Source organism: Pseudomonas sp. GL_093, assembly GCF_057837605.1.
On record NZ_CM174448.1, the window covers coordinates 6,416,246 to 6,435,201 of the forward strand.

Consider the following 18,956-nt stretch of genomic DNA (forward strand, 5'->3'; position numbering starts at 1 on the left):
AATCCTACGTGTCCGTGTTGTTGCTTTGCGCTTCCTGCGCGACGTCCATGTGAAGTAGATTAGCTGTGGATCCAATCTTCATCTATGGGAGAAGAGCAGCACGTCATGTAAGAGAATGCTTACATGACGCTACATTGTCAGAACTGCCCTGCATCCAGCAGGAACAACGACTCGCTGCCGGCCTTCACCGACGCGCTCAACGAGTGAATACGCGGCAGCAGACGTGCGAAATAGAAGCGCGCCGTGCCCAACTTGCTCGCGTAGAAATCGTCCTGCGCCTCTTTGCCAAAAGCGGCCTTGGCCATCAGTGCCCACATGTACGCATACGACACGTAACCGAATGCTTGCAGATACTCGACCGAGGCAGCGCCGATTTCGTTCGGGTTGCTTTTCGCCCGATCGAGCAGCCACGCGGTCAGTTCGTCGAGGGTAGTTACCGCATCGTTCAGCGGCTTGGTGAACTCGGCCAGATCAGCACTGGCAGTCGCGGTGAAATGACGGATCTCGTCGGCAAACAGGTTGTAGAACACCCCGCCGGTGCCGACGATCTTGCGCCCTACCAGGTCCAGCGCCTGAATGCCGTTGGTGCCTTCGTAGATCTGGGTGATGCGCACGTCGCGAACCAGTTGCTCCTGGCCCCACTCACGGATGTAACCGTGGCCGCCGAAAACCTGCTGGCCGTGAATCGTGGTTTCCAGACCCAGGTCGGTGAGGAACGCCTTGGCCACCGGGGTCAGCAAGGCCACCAAATCTTCCGCGCGTTTGCGGGTCGTGGCGTCTTCGCTGAACTTGGCGGTGTCCAGTTGCATGGCCACGTAGGTCGAGAAGGCACGACCGCCTTCGTTCGAGGCTTTCATGGTCAGCAGCATGCGACGCACGTCCGGGTGGACGATGATCGGGTCAGCGACCTTGTCCTTGTTCTGCGCGCCAGTCGGCGAACGGCTTTGCAAACGGTCGCGGGCATATTCGACGGCGTTCTGGTACGAACGCTCGCCGCTGGCCAGGCCCTGGATACCAACACCCAGACGTTCGTAGTTCATCATGGTGAACATCGCGGCCAGGCCTTTGTTCGGCTCGCCGACCAGATAACCCACCGCCTCGTCGAAGTTCATCACGCAGGTCGCGGACGCCTGAATGCCCATCTTGTGTTCGATCGAACCGCAGGTCGCCGGGTTGCGTGCGCCCAGGCTGCCATCGGCATTGACCATGAACTTGGGCACCAGGAACAACGAAATGCCTTTGGGCCCCGCCGGTGCGTCTGGCAGTTTGGCCAGTACCAAATGAATGATGTTCTCGGTCAGGTCGTGCTCACCGCCGGTGATGAAGATCTTGGTGCCGCTGACCTTGTAGGAACCGTCAGCCTGAGGATCTGCCTTGGTGCGAATGATCCCCAGGTCAGTACCGGCGTGAGGCTCGGTCAGGCACATGGAGCCGGCCCAGACGCCGGCGTACATGTTCGGCAGGTACGCGGCTTTCAGCGCTTCACTGGCGTGGGCGTTGATCGACAGGCAGGCGCCCGCGGTCAGCATCGGGTACAGACCGAACGACAGGCTGGCGGAGTTGACCATTTCTTCGACCTGAGCCGAAACAGCCTTGGGCATGCCCATGCCGCCGTAGGTCGGATCGCCACCGACACCGACCCAACCGCCTTCAGCGTAAGTCTGATAAGCCTGTGGGAAACCGGCCGGCGTGGTGACGGCACCGTCCGCCCAATGGCAACCTTCTTCGTCAGCCGCACGGCTCAGGGGCGCGATGCTTTTGCTGGTGACCTTGCCGGCTTCTTCGAGAATGGCTTCGACCGTTTCAGCATCGACAGTCTCAGCCAGCGCAGGCAGCTCGGCCCAGAGTTTGGCGACCTCGAACACTTCATTGAGGACGAAGCGCATATCGCGCAGGGGCGCTTTGTAGTCAGCCATGGCAAACCTCGCAAGATCTAAACAGGTGATTCGTAGGAGTGGTGCTTTCGTTGGGTTCGAGTGTAACCCAACAACTTTTACGACACATAGGGTCAGCTCATGACCGTTTTGTTATTTTTAGTCACTGAAAGCGAACCATTAAAGAAGCCCGCAACCAGGCGGGCTCTTTTACCTCGGCTTGAAACACTATAGTGCGAATAACTCCGCAGGCAGGTTCATCAGACAATCGCTGCCCGCCTCGATGGCCGCCCGATGAGCCGCCGTGCGTGGCAGCAAACGCTTGAAGTAAAACTCGCTGGTTGCCAGTTTTGCCTGGCAGTAATCAGCATCGTCGCTGCCCGAATCGAGCTGCGCCTGAGCCACCAGCGCCATGCGCAGCCACAGATAGCCGAGGATGATGTAACCGCTGTACATCAGGTAATCCACCGACGCCGCGCCGACTTCATCCGGATTTTTCATCGCGGCCATACCGACCTTGGTGGTCACCTCTCCCCACTGCTGATTCAGGTCGTTGAGCTGCGCCACGTAGCTGGCGAGTTGCGGATGTCCGGCGTTTGCCGCACAGAACTTGTGAACGATTTTGGTGAACCCGCGCAGCAATTTCCCTTGGCTGCCGAGGACTTTTCTTCCAAGCAAGTCCAGCGCCTGAATGCCGTTGGTGCCTTCGTAGATCGGTGCGATCCGGCAGTCGCGTACCAGCTGCTCCATGCCCCACTCGCGGATAAAACCGTGACCACCGAACACCTGCATGCCGTGGTTGGTCACTTCCAGCCCGGTATCGGTCATGAAGGCTTTGCAGATTGGCGTGAGGAACGCCAGCAGGTCTTCGGCATCCTGACGCGCCGTTTCATCCGGGCTCAGATGCGCCACGTCCAACAACTGAGCAGTGAAATAAGTCAGCGCCCGGTTGCCTTCGTTGAAGGCTTTCATCGTCAGCAACATCCTGCGCACGTCAGGGTGAACAATGATCGGATCGGCGGCTTTTTCCGGCGCTTTCGGGCCGGTCAGCGCTCGCATCTGCAGTCGGTCGTTGGCGTATTTGATCGCGCCCTGAAAGCTCGCCTCCCCCAGACACAAGCCCTGCATGCCGGTGCCCAGTCGAGCATGGTTCATCATGGTGAACATGCAGTTCAGGCCCTTGTTCGGCTCACCGATCAAGAAGCCCTTGGCGTCGTCGAAGTTCAGCACGCAGGTAGCCGAGGCCTTGATGCCCATTTTGTGTTCGATCGAGCCACAGGAAACGCCGTTGCGCTCGCCCGCCTCACCCTCGGCATTGGGTAGGAATTTAGGAACGATAAACAGCGAAATGCCCTTGGTCCCGGCCGGAGCGTCCGGCAGTTTCGCCAGCACCAAGTGAATGATGTTTTCACTCATGTCGTGCTCGCCGGCAGAGATGAAGATCTTGCTGCCGGAGATCGCATAGCTGCCGTCAGCCGCAGGCACGGCGCGGGTTTTGATGATGCCCAGGTCAGTGCCGCAATGAGCTTCGGTCAGGCACATGGTGCCGGTCCATTGGCCGGCGGTGAGTTTGCTCAGGTAAGTCTGTTTCTGTGCTTCAGTGCCATGGGCGTGGATCGCCGACATTGCACCGTGAGTCAGACCGGGGTACATGCCCCAGGAGGTGTTACTGGAGCCGACCATTTCGCTGATCACCAGCCCCAGTGAACTCGGCAAACCCTGGCCACCGTAAACCGGATCAGCCGCCAGACCATGCCAGCCACCTTCAACATATTGTGCGAAGGCCTGCTTGAAGCCTGTAGGCGTAGTCACCACGCCATTGTCGAAATGGCAGCCTTCTTCGTCGCCACTTCGGTTCAGCGGTGCGAGAACGTTCTCACAGAACTTTGCACCTTCTTCGAGGATCGCATTGACCATGTCAGGGCTGGCATCGGTGGCGCCCAGCGCGGCGTAGTTGCTGTGAAAATCGAAGACGTGGTCGATCAGAAAGCGCATGTCGCGCAGGGGAGCTTTGTACTCAGGCATGGTCATTTCTCCGGCAGCAGATTCCCCAAACCTACTGCCGCGCACCCGACCTCACAATCACAGTCCAGACGCTGAATGCGCCATCATCACTCAATCAGTAGCGGCGTCCATGCGCACTGCGCCACGACGGTTTTGACCGAAAGCCACGACACAGTTGCGCCCCGCGCCCTTGGCACTGTAGAGCGCCTCGTCAGCGGACTTGAGCACTTTCTCGGGAGTGCGCTGCTCCAGTCGTTCGGCCACGCCAATGCTGACGGTGACCGACACACTTGAGGCGCCCGAGCCTGCGCGACGTTGACGACCTTGCTGGTCGTCCTGAGGACGGCTGTCCTGATTGCGCAGTTGAATGTTGTAGGTGGCGATGGACTCGCGGATGACTTCCAGGTGCGGCATGCACTCTTCGAGGGTCTTGCCTGCGAACACCAGGGCGAATTCCTCACCGCCGTAGCGATACGCCCTACCGCCTCCGCCGATTTTCGACAGCTTGCTGGCGACCAGTCGCAATACCTGATCGCCGACATCGTGACCGTGAGTGTCATTGAATTTCTTGAAGTGATCGACGTCGCTCATCGCCAGCACGTAATTGCGCCCCAATCGCTGCATCCGCTCGTTCAGGGCTCGGCGGCCCGGCAGGCCGGTGAGTTCGTCGCGGAAGGCCATTTGGTAGGCCTCATGGGCGACCGCTGCGGCAATCATCAACATCACCTGACTGCACATGATGTTCAGGGTGAACGGCAGGATGAAGGTTTTCGGCAACATCCAGAACAACCCGAGCAAGCCCACCAGTTGGGCAGCATGCAAGGGTCTCGGGTTGCGCCAGTATTGCCAGGCCAGCAGCACGAAAGAGGCGATGAACACGGGATAAGACAACTGGATCAGGCTCATCCAGGCGCCATGCAGTGCCGGCCAGCGAATTTCCGAGAGCCACATCAACAGCGCTTGTGGATAACTTTGTTCGAGACCGAGCGCGACGCTACCGAACGCCAGCAACACAGCGAACCGCGCCACCATGTCTTGAAACAAATGAGTGCGCTCCTGCCACGCGGCGAAGATGCCGAACAGCAGCGGCAAGAGCAGGCAACACAAATGGAACACCACGGCTGCGTCTTCGCGGACCTTGCCGTTATCGCGGTAAAAGTCGGTCTGGGTGTCGAGCAAAAAGTAGGCGATGTACACCGTGACCATCAGGAACAGCTCGCGCTGTCGTCGGTAAACCGCGCAGTAAGCACCTCCGAGCAACAACACCAGGGTTGGCAGTACGTTGAACAGCGAGGTGAAAAAGACGTTCAGATCCTTCACGTACGCAGCCGCCAGCCCCGCAAGTAAAAGCAGTAATGACGGCAGGAAATGGCTGAAACGTACAGCGGAAGAACGCGGCAAGGGTAAAGCTCCGACCCGGCAAACAAAGATGGCATTGTGCCTGCTCTTTGAGCGACATGTCACATCGCCACCCTCTTTAACGGCAGCAAAGGCATTCTTCTTAGCGTTTTAGTCAGGAATATTTACGCGTAGATATCGCGCACAAAAAAGCCGCTGCTCCCGAGGAAGCAGCGGCTTTATGAAGCGACAGCGTGGGACTTAGTAACCCAGCGCGAAGTCTTCTTCTTTCATGTCCATCAGGTTGTTAGCGCCCGACAGCATGGTGACAACGTGAGTGCGGGTACGCGGCAGGATGCGCTGGAAGTAGAAGCGCGCAGTCTGCAGCTTGGCGGTGTAGAACGCCGTTTCGGTGGTGCCGGCAGCCAGTTTCTCGGCAGCCAGACGCGCCATGTCAGCCCAGAAGTAGGCAAGGCAGGCGTAACCGGAGTACATCAGGTAATCCACCGACGCCGCGCCGACTTCTTCGCGGTCTTTCATGGCAGCCATACCGACCTTCATGGTCAGCTCGCCCCATTCTTTGTTCAGCGCAGCCAATGGCTCGACGAACTCTTTGACCGCTTCGTTGCCTTCGTTGGTCTGGCAGAACTTGTGGACGATCTTGGTGAAGCCTTTCAGGGCCTCACCTTGAGTCATCAGCACTTTACGGCCCAGCAAGTCGAGTGCCTGGATACCGGTGGTGCCTTCGTACAGCATCGAAATACGGCTGTCGCGAACGTTCTGCTCCATGCCCCACTCGGCGATGAAGCCGTGGCCGCCGTAGATTTGCACGCCGTGGTTAGCGGATTCGAAACCGACTTCAGTCATGAAGGCTTTAGCGATCGGAGTCATGAAGGCCAGCAGTGCGTCGGCTTTCTTCTTCTCTTCTTCGTCCACGCCGTATTTAACGATGTCGACTTGCTTGGCGGTGAAGTAAACCATCGCACGGTTGCCTTCGGCGAAAGCCTTCATGGTCAACAGCATGCGACGTACGTCAGGGTGAACGATGATCGGGTCAGCGGCTTTTTCTGGCGCTTTCGGGCCAGTCAGAGAGCGCATTTGCAGGCGATCACGAGCGTATTTCAGACCGCCCTGGAAGCCGATTTCGGCGTGAGCCAGACCTTGCAGTGCAGTACCCAGACGTGCCGTGTTCATGAAGGTGAACATGCAGTTCAGGCCTTTGTTCGCCGGGCCGATCAGGAAACCAGTGGCTGCGTCGAAGTTCATCACGCAGGTGGCGTTACCGTGGATGCCCATCTTGTGTTCCAGGGAACCACAGGTCACAGCGTTGCGTGCGCCGACCGAACCGTCTTCGTTCGGCATGAACTTGGGAACGATGAACAGCGAAATGCCTTTGGTGCCAGCCGGTGCATCCGGCAGACGTGCCAGCACGATGTGGACGATGTTGTCGGCCATGTCGTGTTCACCGGCCGAGATGAAGATCTTGGTGCCGGAGACTTTGTAGGAACCGTCGGCCTGAGGTTCGGCCTTGGTGCGCAGCATGCCCAGGTCGGTGCCGCAGTGCGGTTCGGTCAGGCACATGGTGCCGGTCCATTCGCCGGAAACCAGCTTGGTCAGGTAAGCCTCTTGCTGCTCAGGCGTGCCGTGCTCGGAAATCGTGTTCATCGCGCCATGGGACAGGCCTGGGTACATGCCCCACGACCAGTTGGCTTCGCCAACCATTTCGCTGACGGCCAGACCCAGAGATTCCGGCAGGCCTTGGCCGCCGTGCTCTACGTCATGGGCCAGGCTTGGCCAGCCGCCTTCGACGAATTGTTTGTAGGCTTCTTTGAAGCCCGTCGGGGTTTTAACGCCCGACTCGCTCCAGGTGCAGCCTTCGGTGTCACCCACGCGGTTCAGCGGAGCCAGCACCTGCTCACAAAACTTGGCGCCTTCTTCGAGAATGGCGTCAACCATGTCTGGAGTTGCGTCCTGGCAAGCCGGAAGGCTCTGATAGTGCGCTTCGTAGCCGAGCAGTTCGTCACGAACGAAGCGAATATCACGCAAGGGGGCCTTGTAGTCAGGCATAGCGATAAACCTCTGCTGATGTAACCGGGAATGAACGACCGCGTTGATTTGTTGTGGCGGTCAAACAGTTGTTTGAAACATACGTTTACGCCCAAATCTTGTCAAGCACCGATCTTTTGCCGTTTGTCATCATCCTTAGTAAAGCAACATTTAGAGCTCATCGTAGATCCGCGCTGATTCTGCGCCGCCCGATATTTCTGACAAATGAAAATCGGGTCAGACGAAGGGAGCCGGGACGCAAGAAGAGTTCGAGTCAGGAAAAACATCCCATCACTGCGCCTATACCCACCAGAAGAAACATCTGGCCCGGGAGGACAATACTATGGCCACAAAGGCCACAAACACCTGTCATTTATGACAGTTATCTATCTTCTTTGAATAGGTTTTCATTGTGTTTAAGGCCTGCTCGGCGAGCAGCAGACAGACGACTTATTCACAGCCCCACGGAACAGACATGAACAGTTCTATCAATCAGCCACAAGCAACGCAGGCGGGTGACCACGATCCAACGTTCGGTAAAAACAGCGGTGGATTCACACCTGAAGGCAAAATTCCCAGCAGCGCCCGCGCACTGGCAGTGACTTCTGACGGAGAGCTCAATCTGGCAATCTCGGTAGACGGGGAGTATCTCTTTACCCGTGCCAGTGCTGACGGTTTCGGTATTGAAGGTTTCACGCCCACCCGAGGAAAATTCGAAAACGCCGGAACGTCGATTCCCACTCGATTACTATGGCAAAAGGATGACGGAAAAACGGTACTTATTTGCGACTCGATCACCAATGGCGTGAGCCGACCCGCCGTAACACGCTTCAATGCCAGTGGCAGCCCGGACCCGGTTTTCGGTCATCAAATCCTCGGTATTACTCCTGAAGGCGCTGTAGCTCCCGCGCGACCTCGCCGCATGACTGACGGCTGCCTGCAAGCAGACAAAATCCTCGTCACTTGCTGTTATCAACTGCCTCCCAACAATTCCCTTGATGTCATTAGCCGCCTTGCCCGCTTACAAAGTGACGGCCAATTGGACCCAACCTTCGGCGAAGGGGCAGGCTTCATCGACCTGCGATTCGGTAACTTCACCACTCACTCATCGAGTGTTCAGCTTCAACCGGATGGCAAGATCGTTGTAGGCGGAATGATCGTGGGTCAAGGTGATCTGCAAATAACGCTGTCCCGCTATAGCGCCGACGGTGTTCCAGACCTTGGTTTTGGAATAGAAGGTTATGCAAAGTGGGGAATCGCCAATCACAATTGCATCCTGGAACAAATGGTTGTTCAGAGTGACGGGAAATTGGTTTGCGCCGGTTACACGACAGGCCTCCAGCGCAGTTGCCTGTTGATGCGATTTGACACCCACGGGAAGCTTGATCCGCAGTTCAATGACGGTAAGCCAGTGCTGATTCACGAGGGGTTAAAGCATCCCGAATGGAACACCGTTGCGATTCAACCCGATGGCAAGATTGTCGTTGCTGGCTCAACAGACACGGACGATAACGGCAAGCTTCTGATCATGGGGCGCTTCCTGCAAAACGGCACACTCGATTCAAGCTTCAAGGAAAAAGGCTGGGCAATTGTAACTAGCGGTCTGTGTTGGGACGTTGCGATACAGCCCCGCACAAATAGAATTATCTCGGCTGGAGAAACAAACACCGCCCGTGAAATTCGCTATTCCTACGTTGTGGGGCTGCTTGGGCAGTAATTGATTCGCCTACTATCTTCAGTGCCCGCGCCTGTGGCACGGAACATGGGTTACGCGAAAGTATCAATCAACGTACCGAGCATTTCGTCAGAAGCCTTGGCGACTTTGACGCCCAGTTCTGCCTGGATCTTGCCTTGGGACATCTCAACCATATTGCTGGCCAAGTCTGATTGCCGGCTGCGATCAACCGAGCGCAGTCGGTCGACTTGAGCCTCGGAAGACTGGCTCGTCACCGAACGCTCGATCGTCGTGTTGGCGATCTGGCCAGAGGCCTGATCGACACGGTTCTGCCCTGTCTGAATAGTGCTCAGACCGGCATAAAAAGCGGTGTTTCCTGAGATTTCCATGGGAGAACTCGTCCTACAAAGGATCAACAGCAGTCATTGAAGCAGACCCACTGACAAAAGACCCGACAAAAACACTAATGGCACAGTGCCTTCTCATAGTTAAAACCCTAGTCCAGCAGATCCAGCTGCAGATACTCCGCCACCGCTTCAGCCGTCACCAACTTGAGTTTCGGCACTCGCCCAAGGCACGGTGCCGGGATCCGCTCAGCGAGTGTCGCGAGGTTTTCTTCCAGACGCGAAGTCTTCGGATCGATGATATTGGCCACCCACCCCGCCAGCTGCAAACCGTCCTGAGCAATCGCCTCGGCCGTCAGCAGCGCATGGTTGATGCAACCCAGGCGCACACCCACCACCAGGATCACCGGCAGATCCAGCGCCATCGCCAGGTCCGACAAATTGTCCTGATCCGCCAACGGCACCCGCCAGCCGCCAGCACCTTCGATCAAGGTGAAATCAGCCTGCATATCGAGAATCTCCCGCATCGGCGTCAACAGTGATTGCACCGTCAATGCCACGCCGGCCTCCCGCGCTGCCAGATGCGGAGCGATCGGCGGTTCGAACGCCACTGGGTTGACCTGCGCATAAGTCAAAGGCACCGAGCACTCCGCCAGCAACGCCAACGCATCGGCATTGCGCAAGCCCTTGGGCGTCACATCGCAACCGGAGGCGACCGGTTTACCAGCGGCAGTGCTCAAACCGGCCGATCGCGCGGCATGCAGCAAAGCTGCGGCAATGGTGGTCTTGCCGACATCGGTGTCAGTGCCAGTGATGAAATAGGCTGCGCTCATAAGGGTTTCTCCAACACGGCGTAGACCACTTGATAAGTCGCCGGCAATCCTTTGGCCTGACGAAACCGCTCATAAGCCTCGATCAAACCGAGGATCCGCGCCCTGCCGGTCAAACCGCCCGGCCGACCGGGGTTCAGGTTGTGTGCGCCCAGCGCCTTCAGCTCATGGGTCAGGCTACGCACATCCGGGTAATGCAACACGTGCGGTCGGGTTTCCAGACTCGCGACGCTCAACCCACTGTCCGCGCAAAGCTGTTGATAAACCCCGAACTCGCGGAAGCGGTTGACGTGCACCATGCCATCCACCTGACGCCAGCTGTCACGCAGCTCGAACAATGTGCCTACGCACAGACTAGCAAACGCAAAAACTCCGCCTGGTTTCAGCACCCGATTGGCTTCACTGAGCACCGAAGCGAAGTCCGCGCACCACTGCACCGCCAGGCTGGAGAAGATCAGATCGCAGGTCGAATCCTGCAACGGCAACCGCTCGGCATCGCCGGCGATGAAATGCGTTGCACCACCCAACGGGCGGGCGTGATTGAGCATGCCTTCGGCGATGTCCAGGGCCAGGCCGTGACTGGCAGGAAATCGCTCGCCCAATGCACGACTGAAATGCCCGGTGCCGCAGCCCAGGTCCAGCCACACACCCGGTACAAAGTCCTCCGGCAAACGACTCGACAATTCACTGCCAACGTCGCGCTGAAATTCGGCCACGCTGTCGTAACTTGCCGCCGCACGGGAAAAAGATGCCGCCACCTGGCGTTTGTCGGGCAAGCCGCCGGGCAGGTTGGGAAGGGATAAATCAGTCATCACCGGACTCATGCAAAAAGGCCTGAATCGCCCCCGCCACACCGTGAGGGTCTTCCAGAAGAAACGCGTGACTGGCCTGCTCGATCAGACCGATTTCAACATCCGGCAGCAATGTCAGCAGGTCGCCCGCCGCTTCGGCTGGAACCAGTCCATCGAGGCCGGCGAACAAGTGCAGTTGCGGGCCGCGAAACACCTGCAAAGCCTGGCGGGTATCCAGTTGTGCGAGTAACTCCAGGCCGCTCATCAATACCTCTGCCGAGGTGTGTGGCGCGCCACCGAGCAACAGCCAAGACAACCCGCGCGGGTCTTCGGCTCCCTGAGCGCAGAGCAGCGAAAAACGCTTCAATGTCATGCGCGGATCAGCCTTGCAACCGGCCAGAAACGCATCGAAGGTTTCGGCAGGCATCGCGCTCGGCCATTGCTCATGAGCGACAAAAGAAGGATTGCTCGCCAGGGTCAGCAAGCCGCAGCAGCGATCGCCGCGCCGGGCCGCCAACTCTGAAGCGAGCATGCCGCCGAGCGACCAGCCGCCGAGCCAGACGTCCTGAGGCACCGTCGAATCCAGCTCATCGAGCCACTCCTCAAGATCGCTCGATTCCAGTTCCGGCAACGGCTCGATCTCGACCCGCAAGTGTTCATCCAGCCCTTGTAACGCTGCCGCCAAGGGCTCCAGGGGAGAAATTCCGAGGCCCCAGCCGGGCAGCAGAATCAGACGATCACGCATGGCTTGGCTCCGGTCCCAGTTGTTGAAAACAATCGGCCAGTCCATTTAACAATAGCTGTACCTGCGCCTCGCTGTGCGCAGCGGTCAGGGTCACCCGCAGTCGGGCGCTGTCGGCGGGCACGGTCGGTGGACGGATCGCAGTGACCATCAGACCGCGTTCACGCAGCATCTGCGACAGTCGAACCGCACGCCCGGCATCGCCGATCATGATCGGCTGGATTGGTGTGAAGCTGTCCATCAACTCCAGGCCGATCTGCTCCGCACCATGGCGGAACTGGGCAATGAGCGTCTTCAGATGCTCACGCCGCCAGTGTTCAGTGCGCAGCAATTCGAGGCTTTTCAGCGTCGCGCAGGCCAGCGCCGGCGGCTGGCTGGTGGTGTAAATGTAGGGACGGGCGAACTGGATCAGGCTCTCGATCAGCTCTTCGCTGCCGGCGACAAAAGCCCCGGCGGTCCCGAACGCCTTGCCGAGGGTGCCGACCAAAACCGGCACATCTTCCTGGCTCAGGCCGAAATGCTCGACGATCCCGCCACCATTGGCGCCCAGCGGACCAAAGCCGTGAGCGTCATCGACCATCAACCAGGCACCTTTGGCCCTGGCTTCCCGAGCCAGCGTCGGCAGGTCGGCGATGTCGCCGTCCATGCTGAACACGCCGTCGGTGACCACCAGGGTATTGCCGGTCGCCTTCTCGAGACGCTTGGCCAGACTCGCCGCGTCGTTGTGCAGATAGCGATTGAAACGCGCTCCGGACAACAGACCCGCATCCAGCAGGGACGCGTGATTGAGCCGGTCTTCAAGCACCGTATCGCCCTGCCCGACCAGCGCGGTGACCGCGCCGAGGTTGGCCATGTAACCGGTGGTGAACAACAGCGCGCGCGGTCGACCGGTGAAATCGGCCAGGGCCTCTTCCAGCGCATGATGCGGGCTGCTGTGGCCGATAACCAAATGCGACGCGCCGCCGCCGACGCCCCAACGGGCCGCACCGGCGCGCCAGGCTTCGATCACTTGCGGGTGATTGGCCAGGCCCAGGTAGTCGTTGTTACAGAACGCCAGCAACGACTGACCATCGACCACCACTTCCGGGCCTTGGGGGCTTTCGAGCAATGGGCGTTGGCGGTAGAGATTTTCGGCACGACGGGCAGCAAGGCGCGCGCTGAGATCGAAAGACATGCGGACCTCGGGCAGTCAGATTACATAAATCAAATTGATCGCTACCCCTGTGGGAGCGAGCCTGCTCGCGATGACGGTGCCTCATTCAACATTGAAATCGACTGAACTGGCGCCATCGCGAGCAGGCTCGCTCCCACAGGGGTTTTGCATTCATTCAGGAGATGAATGCAGGATTTCAGACAGCAGCGTTATAGAACTGCTCGCTGCTCTTCTGCTCAACCAGCGCTTGTTCGATCGCGGCCTGATGCACTTCGTCAGCGTGCTCTTCGCGCGCTTCCGGCAGGATGCCCAGGCGCGAGAACAGTTGCATGTCCTTGTCCGCCTGCGGGTTGGCGGTAGTCAGCAGTTTTTCGCCGTAGAAAATCGAGTTCGCGCCGGCGAAGAACGCCAGGGCCTGCATCTGCTCGTTCATCGCTTCGCGGCCGGCGGACAGGCGCACGTGGGATTGCGGCATCAGGATGCGTGCGACAGCCAGCATGCGGATGAAGTCGAACGGGTCGATATCGTCAGCATTTTCCAGCGGCGTACCGGCGACTTTCACCAGCATGTTGATCGGCACCGACTCTGGGTGCTCTGGCAGGTTGGCCAGCTGGATCAGCAGATTGGCGCGGTCATCGAGGGACTCGCCCATGCCGAGGATGCCGCCGGAGCAGATCTTCATCCCCGATTCACGCACGTAAGCCAGGGTTTGCAGGCGCTCGCTGTAGGTGCGGGTGGTGATGATGCTGCCGTAGAACTCCGGCGAGGTATCGAGGTTGTGGTTGTAGTAGTCGAGGCCGGCGTCGGCCAGCGCAACGGTCTGGTCCTGATCCAGGCGACCGAGGGTCATGCAGGTTTCCAGGCCCATGGCTTTCACGCCTTTGACCATTTCCAGCACGTAAGGCATGTCTTTGGCCGACGGATGTTTCCACGCCGCGCCCATGCAGAAACGGGTCGAACCGATGGCCTTGGCGCGAGCGGCCTCTTCGAGGACCTTCTGCACTTCCATCAGCTTTTCTTTTTCCAGGCCGGTGTTGTAGTGACCGGACTGCGGACAATATTTGCAATCTTCCGGGCAGGCACCGGTCTTGATCGACAGCAGCGTCGACACCTGGACCCGATTGGCGTCGAAATGCGCGCGGTGCACCGTCTGCGCCTGAAACAACAGGTCATTGAATGGCTGAACGAAGAGTGCTTTGACTTCGGCCAAAGACCAGTCATGACGCAGGGTTGCAGTGGTGCTGGCGCTCATGGGCGTTTCCTTTGTTTTATGCTTGGCAAGCGGCTGGGGAATGGAATACCCACAGACGCGACACGGATGTTCGGCATATTTAAGGAAGACTCATGCGCTGTCAACCACGATACGAAGGACCGGTTTACATCTGGTTAAAAAACGAACAATTCTGTTTGCTCTGTTCAGAACCCGCCGATGAATGCACCCCCCTCTGCATGGCCTGTGAAACGGAGTTGCCCTGGCTGGGCGATCAATGCCAAACCTGCGCCCTGCCGTTGCCCACTGCTGGCCTGACCTGTGGCCAATGTTTGAAACAGCCGCCAGCCTTTGAACGGGTCGCTACGCCCTGGACTTACAGCTTTCCGGTGGACACGTTGATCACACGCTTCAAACACTCTGCGAAGTGGCCGTTTGGTCGCCTGCTTGCCGAGCTTCTCGCTCAGTTCCTGCAACATCGCTTCGATGAAGACCTGAATCGACCCGACGCGCTCATCCCTGTTCCGTTGGCCTCCAAACGACTGCGTAAACGGGGCTTCAACCAAGCCGCGATGCTCGCCCGCTGGCTCAGCACCCGCCTCGACATTCCGTGCGATGAAACGCTGTTGCTGAGGATTCAGGACACCAGCGCGCAACAGGACCTGAATGCCGAGGCCCGCAAAAAGAACCTGCGCAACGCCTTCGCCCTGACGCCCGATGTGTGCATCAAGGGTCGTCATTTAGCATTGGTGGACGATGTGTTGACCACCGGCGCCACGGCCCAGGCCCTGGCTCGCCTGTTGATGGACGCCGGCGCCGCACGTGTCGACGTCTATTGCCTGGCCCGCACACCCAAACCCGGCGATGCGCCCTGACTTGACTCCCGGGCCCCAAGCCGCCAACGTCCTTCCCATCGCCACAGCCCAAAGCGTCTTGCCATGTCCTTGCCTACGTTGTTGTCCCAGCACATCGTCCGTCGTCCGCAGCGCATCGCGTTGCTGCAACACATCGCCGAACAGGGCTCGATCACCCGTGCCGCGAAAAGCGCGGGGCTGAGTTACAAAGCGGCCTGGGACGCCATCGACGAGCTGAACAACCTCGCGCAAAAACCGTTGGTGGAGCGCAGTGTCGGCGGCAAGGGCGGCGGCGGTGCCAAACTCTCCAGCGAAGGCGAGCGCGTATTGCGCCTGTATCAAAAGCTGCAAGCCTTGCAGGCTCAGGTGCTGGAAGCCGCCGAAGATGCCAGCGATCTCGACCTGCTCGGCCGACTGATGCTCAGAACCAGCGCGCGCAATCAACTGCATGGCAAGGTCGTAGCGATTGATACCCAAGGGCACAACGACCGGATTCGCCTTGAACTGGCCGAAGGCTTGAGCATCGATGCGCAGATCACTCACGACAGCACCCTGCGTCTGGACCTCGAAACCGGCACCGAAGTGGTCGCACTGATCAAGGCCGGCTGGCTGGAGTTGCTGGGCATCGATCAAGTGGCAACACCCGGCAATAATTGCCTGAAGGGCATCATCGAGGAAATTCTCGACGCCGAGGACGGCCCCAGCGAAGTGCGCATCGGCCTGCCCAATGGCCAGACACTCTGCGCGCTGGCCGAACCGCTGCACTTGAGAACCCTCGGCCTCGCCGCCAATAAACCGGTGCTGGTGCAGTTCGCGCCATCCAACGTTTTACTCGGTACACCGCTTTGAAACACAAGTGTCATTAACGCTCATTAAGGTGACTGCAAAAACCCGCAGGGAGCCTGATGTGAGCCTATTAGAAGACAACCAATCCACCGACCTCGAGAAAATGGTCGGCCTCAGCCGCCGTGGTTTCATCAGCGCCGGCGCCCTCTGCGGTGCAGCGATGTTCATGGGCGGCAACCTGCTGAGCCGCAGCGTGCTGGCCGCCAGCGTCAGCGCCGGCTCCAGCAAACTGTTGGGTTTTGACAGTATTCCCGCCGCCACCAGCGATGCCATCACCCTGCCGCCAGGTTACAAATCTTCGGTATTGATCAGTTGGGGCCAACCCCTGCAGAAGAACGGCCCGGTGTTCGACCCGAGTGGCAACGGCTCCGCCGAGCATCAGGAAGTCCAGTTCGGCGACAACAACGACGGCATGAGCCTGTTCGAATTTCCCGGTGACCACAACCGGGCACTGATGGCGATCAACAACGAATACACCAACTATCGCTACCTCTATGCCCACGGCGGCATGCCGCAGTCGGCTGCTGACGTGCGCAAGGCGTTGGCCTGCGAAGGCGTGTCGGTGATCGAAGTGCAGCGCAAGAACGGTCAGTGGCATTTCGTCCAGGGCTCGCGCTACAACCGGCGCATTCACGGCAACGCGCCGATCAGCCTGAGCGGTCCGGCCGCCGGCCACGCGCTGCTGAAAACCAGTGCCGACCCACACGGCAAGAACGTCCTTGGCACCTTCCAGAACTGCGCCAACGGCAAGACGCCGTGGGGCACGTACCTGACCTGCGAAGAAAACTTCACCGACTGCTTCGGCAGCAGCAATGCCGAACAAAAGTTCGACGCCGCGCAGAAACGCTACGGCGCGGTGGCGGCCAGCAAAGAGATCAACTGGCACCCGCACGACGAGCGTTTCGACCTGGCGAAAAACCCCAACGAACTCAACCGTCACGGTTGGGTCGTGGAGATCGACCCGTTCGACCCGCAATCGACGCCGGTCAAACGCACCGCGCTGGGCCGCTTCAAACATGAAAACGCCGCCCTGGCCGAAACCAGTGACGGTCACGCCGTGGTGTACATGGGCGACGATGAGCGCGGCGAGTTCATCTACAAATTCGTCAGCCGCGACAAGATCAACCACAAAAACCCCAAGGCCAACCACGACCTGCTGGACCACGGCACCTTGTACGTGGCGCGCTTCGACGCGGGCGACGGCAACGCCGATCACCCTAAAGGCCAGGGCGAATGGATCGAACTGACTCACGGTAAAAACGGCATCGACGCCAGCAGCGGTTTCGCCGACCAGGCCGAAGTGTTGATTCACGCCCGCCTCGCGGCCAGCGTGGTGAAAGCCACGCGCATGGACCGTCCGGAATGGATCGTCGTCAGCCCCAAGGATGGCCAGGTCTACTGCACGCTGACCAACAACGCCAAGCGTGGCGAGGATGGCCAGCCGGTGGGCGGGCCGAACCCGCGCGAGAAGAACGTCTACGGGCAGATTTTGCGTTGGCGCACCGACCGTGACGATCACGGCTCGAAAAGCTTTGCCTGGGATCTGTTTGTGGTCGCGGGCAACCCGGGTGTTCACGCCGGTTCGCCGAAGGGCGGTTCGTCGAACATCACGCCGCAGAACATGTTCAACAGCCCGGACGGCTTGGGTTTCGACAAGGCTGGGCGGTTGTGGATTCTCACCGATGGCGATTCGAGCAATGCCGGTGATTTCGCGGGCATGGGCAATAATCAGATGCTGTGTGCTGATCCGGTGACCGGGGAGATTCGTCGCTTCATGGTCGGGCCGGTGGGTTGCGAAGTGACCGGGATCAGCTTCTCGCCCGACCAGAAGACCTTGTTTGTCGGGATTCAGCATCCGGGGGAAAACGGTGGGTCGACGTTCCCTGAGCATCTGCCGAATGGCAAGCCGCGGTCTTCGGTGATGGCGATTTCCCGTGAAGATGGCGGGGTCGTCGGCGCCTGACAGGCCCTCATCGCGAGCAGGCTCGCTCCCACAGTTAATCGTCTGTGTGACACAGATAGTGTGCACACCCAAGATCCCTGTAGGAGTGAGCCTGCTCGCGATGGCATCAGCCGAAACACCACTGATCTCAACCCCACCCCCTAAAGAAGCCCCTTCTGCGCTACCATGCTTGGCCGGACGCGGCAGCCTGCCGCGCGCAGGAGTCAGCATGGCCCACCCGTTTGCAACCCTTACCCCAGACCTCGTGCTCGATGCCGTCGAAAGCATCGGCTTTCTCAGCGACGCGCGCATTCTGGCGCTCAACAGCTATGAGAACCGTGTCTATCAGGTCGGTATCGAAGACTCCGAGCCGCTGATCGCCAAGTTCTACCGTCCGCAGCGCTGGACCAACGAAGCAATTCTCGAAGAGCACCAATTCACCTTCGAACTCGCCGAATGCGACGTACCGGTGGTCGCGCCAATGATTCACAACGGTGCCAGCCTGCACGAACACAACGGTTTCCGTTTCACCCTGTTCCCCCGCCGTGGCGGCCGTGCGCCGGAGCCGGGCAATCTCGATCAGTTGTATCGCCTGGGGCAACTGCTCGGTCGCTTGCACGCCGTCGGCACTACAAAGCCGTTCGAGCACCGTGAAGCACTGGGTGTGAAGAACTTCGGTCATGACTCGCTGACGACATTGCTCGAAGGCAATTTCGTACCCAAAAGCCTCCTGCCCGCCTACGAGTCCGTGGCCCGGGACCTGCTCAAACGGGTGGAAGAGGTCTACAAGGCCACGCCGCACAAGAACATCCGCATGCACGGCGACTGCCACCCTGGCAACATGATGTGCCGCGACGAGATGTTCCACATCGTCGACCTCGACGACTGCCGCATGGGCCCGGCGGTGCAGGACATCTGGATGATGCTGGCGGGTGATCGTCAGGAATGTCTCGGTCAGTTGTCGGAATTGATGGACGGCTACAGTGAGTTCCACGACTTCGATCCGCGGGAACTGGCGTTGATCGAACCCCTGCGCGCCTTGCGCCTGATGCACTACAGCGCCTGGCTCGCCCGCCGCTGGGATGACCCGGCGTTCCCGCACAGTTTTCCGTGGTTTGGCAGTGAACGGTATTGGGGGGACCAAGTGTTGGCCTTGCGTGAACAACTGGCGGCCCTGAATGAAGAACCCCTGAAACTCTTTTGACCCAACACGGCCCCCTGTGGGAGCGAGCCTGCTCGCGATGACGGCGACACATTCAGCACATTAGTTGCTGACACAACGCTATCGCGAGCAGGCTCACTCCCAC

15 protein-coding genes are annotated in these 18,956 nt (G+C 59.2%); 5 read left to right on the plus strand and 10 right to left on the minus strand.

What is annotated here, in order from left to right:
• Nucleotides 1–137: 137 nt before the first annotated feature.
• The 4 genes from AC3IUE_RS29690 to AC3IUE_RS29705 form a co-directional block, all read right to left on the minus strand.
• Entirely contained in the window at nt 138–1,916 is a 1,779-nt protein-coding gene (locus AC3IUE_RS29690; protein WP_489264470.1) for an acyl-CoA dehydrogenase C-terminal domain-containing protein, read from the minus strand.
• 186 nt (nt 1,917–2,102) lie between these two features.
• On the minus strand, nt 2,103–3,899 hold the full coding sequence (locus AC3IUE_RS29695; protein ID WP_489264471.1) for an acyl-CoA dehydrogenase C-terminal domain-containing protein: 1,797 nt from the start codon (nt 3,897–3,899) through the stop codon (nt 2,103–2,105).
• A 90-nt stretch (nt 3,900–3,989) separates the two neighbouring features.
• Nucleotides 3,990–5,279 carry a GGDEF domain-containing protein gene (locus AC3IUE_RS29700; RefSeq protein ID WP_056741280.1) on the minus strand — a complete coding sequence of 430 codons (1,290 nt, stop codon included), beginning with the start codon at nt 5,277–5,279 and terminating at the stop codon, nt 3,990–3,992.
• Nucleotides 5,280–5,477: 198 nt separating this feature from the next.
• A complete protein-coding gene (locus AC3IUE_RS29705) occupies nt 5,478–7,283 on the minus strand; it encodes a phenylacyl-CoA dehydrogenase (RefSeq protein WP_056741279.1) in 1,806 nt (601 codons plus the stop codon).
• A gap of 454 nt (nt 7,284–7,737) precedes the next feature.
• On the opposite strand from AC3IUE_RS29705, the gene AC3IUE_RS29710 reads away from it, so the two are divergent.
• Entirely contained in the window at nt 7,738–8,979 is a 1,242-nt protein-coding gene (locus AC3IUE_RS29710) for a hypothetical protein (RefSeq protein WP_489264472.1), read from the plus strand.
• Nucleotides 8,980–9,029: 50 nt separating this feature from the next.
• Here AC3IUE_RS29710 and AC3IUE_RS29715 read toward each other — a convergent pair whose 3' ends face one another.
• From AC3IUE_RS29715 to bioB, 6 genes are all read right to left on the minus strand, one after another.
• Complete coding sequence (locus tag AC3IUE_RS29715) at nt 9,030–9,326, minus strand: hypothetical protein (protein ID WP_056741277.1); 297 nt, start codon at nt 9,324–9,326, stop codon at nt 9,030–9,032.
• Nucleotides 9,327–9,433: 107 nt separating this feature from the next.
• On the minus strand, nt 9,434–10,114 hold the full coding sequence (gene bioD / locus AC3IUE_RS29720; protein ID WP_489264473.1) for a dethiobiotin synthase: 681 nt from the start codon (nt 10,112–10,114) through the stop codon (nt 9,434–9,436).
• Entirely contained in the window at nt 10,111–10,923 is an 813-nt protein-coding gene (bioC, locus tag AC3IUE_RS29725; RefSeq protein ID WP_489264474.1) for a malonyl-ACP O-methyltransferase BioC, read from the minus strand. Before bioC ends, bioD begins: the two co-directional genes overlap by 4 nt.
• Nucleotides 10,916–11,647 carry an alpha/beta fold hydrolase gene (locus AC3IUE_RS29730; RefSeq protein WP_489264475.1) on the minus strand — a complete coding sequence of 244 codons (732 nt, stop codon included), beginning with the start codon at nt 11,645–11,647 and terminating at the stop codon, nt 10,916–10,918. Before AC3IUE_RS29730 ends, bioC begins: the two co-directional genes overlap by 8 nt.
• Nucleotides 11,640–12,818 (minus strand): 8-amino-7-oxononanoate synthase, encoded by a 1,179-nt coding sequence (bioF, locus tag AC3IUE_RS29735; protein WP_489264476.1) that lies wholly within the window; start codon nt 12,816–12,818, stop codon nt 11,640–11,642. Before bioF ends, AC3IUE_RS29730 begins: the two co-directional genes overlap by 8 nt.
• Nucleotides 12,819–12,993: 175 nt before the next feature.
• A complete protein-coding gene (gene bioB, locus AC3IUE_RS29740) occupies nt 12,994–14,049 on the minus strand; it encodes a biotin synthase BioB (protein WP_008147151.1) in 1,056 nt (351 codons plus the stop codon).
• A gap of 92 nt (nt 14,050–14,141) precedes the next feature.
• On the opposite strand from bioB, the gene AC3IUE_RS29745 reads away from it, so the two are divergent.
• From AC3IUE_RS29745 to AC3IUE_RS29760, 4 genes are all read left to right on the plus strand, one after another.
• A complete protein-coding gene (locus tag AC3IUE_RS29745; RefSeq protein WP_489264477.1) occupies nt 14,142–14,882 on the plus strand; it encodes a ComFC family protein in 741 nt (246 codons plus the stop codon).
• Nucleotides 14,883–14,945: 63 nt separating this feature from the next.
• On the plus strand, nt 14,946–15,710 hold the full coding sequence (locus AC3IUE_RS29750; RefSeq protein ID WP_489264478.1) for a TOBE domain-containing protein: 765 nt from the start codon (nt 14,946–14,948) through the stop codon (nt 15,708–15,710).
• Nucleotides 15,711–15,768: 58 nt separating this feature from the next.
• On the plus strand, nt 15,769–17,670 hold the full coding sequence (locus AC3IUE_RS29755; RefSeq protein WP_489264479.1) for a PhoX family protein: 1,902 nt from the start codon (nt 15,769–15,771) through the stop codon (nt 17,668–17,670).
• A gap of 208 nt (nt 17,671–17,878) precedes the next feature.
• Entirely contained in the window at nt 17,879–18,853 is a 975-nt protein-coding gene (locus AC3IUE_RS29760; RefSeq protein ID WP_008147144.1) for a serine/threonine protein kinase, read from the plus strand.
• Nucleotides 18,854–18,956: the final 103 nt, after the last annotated feature.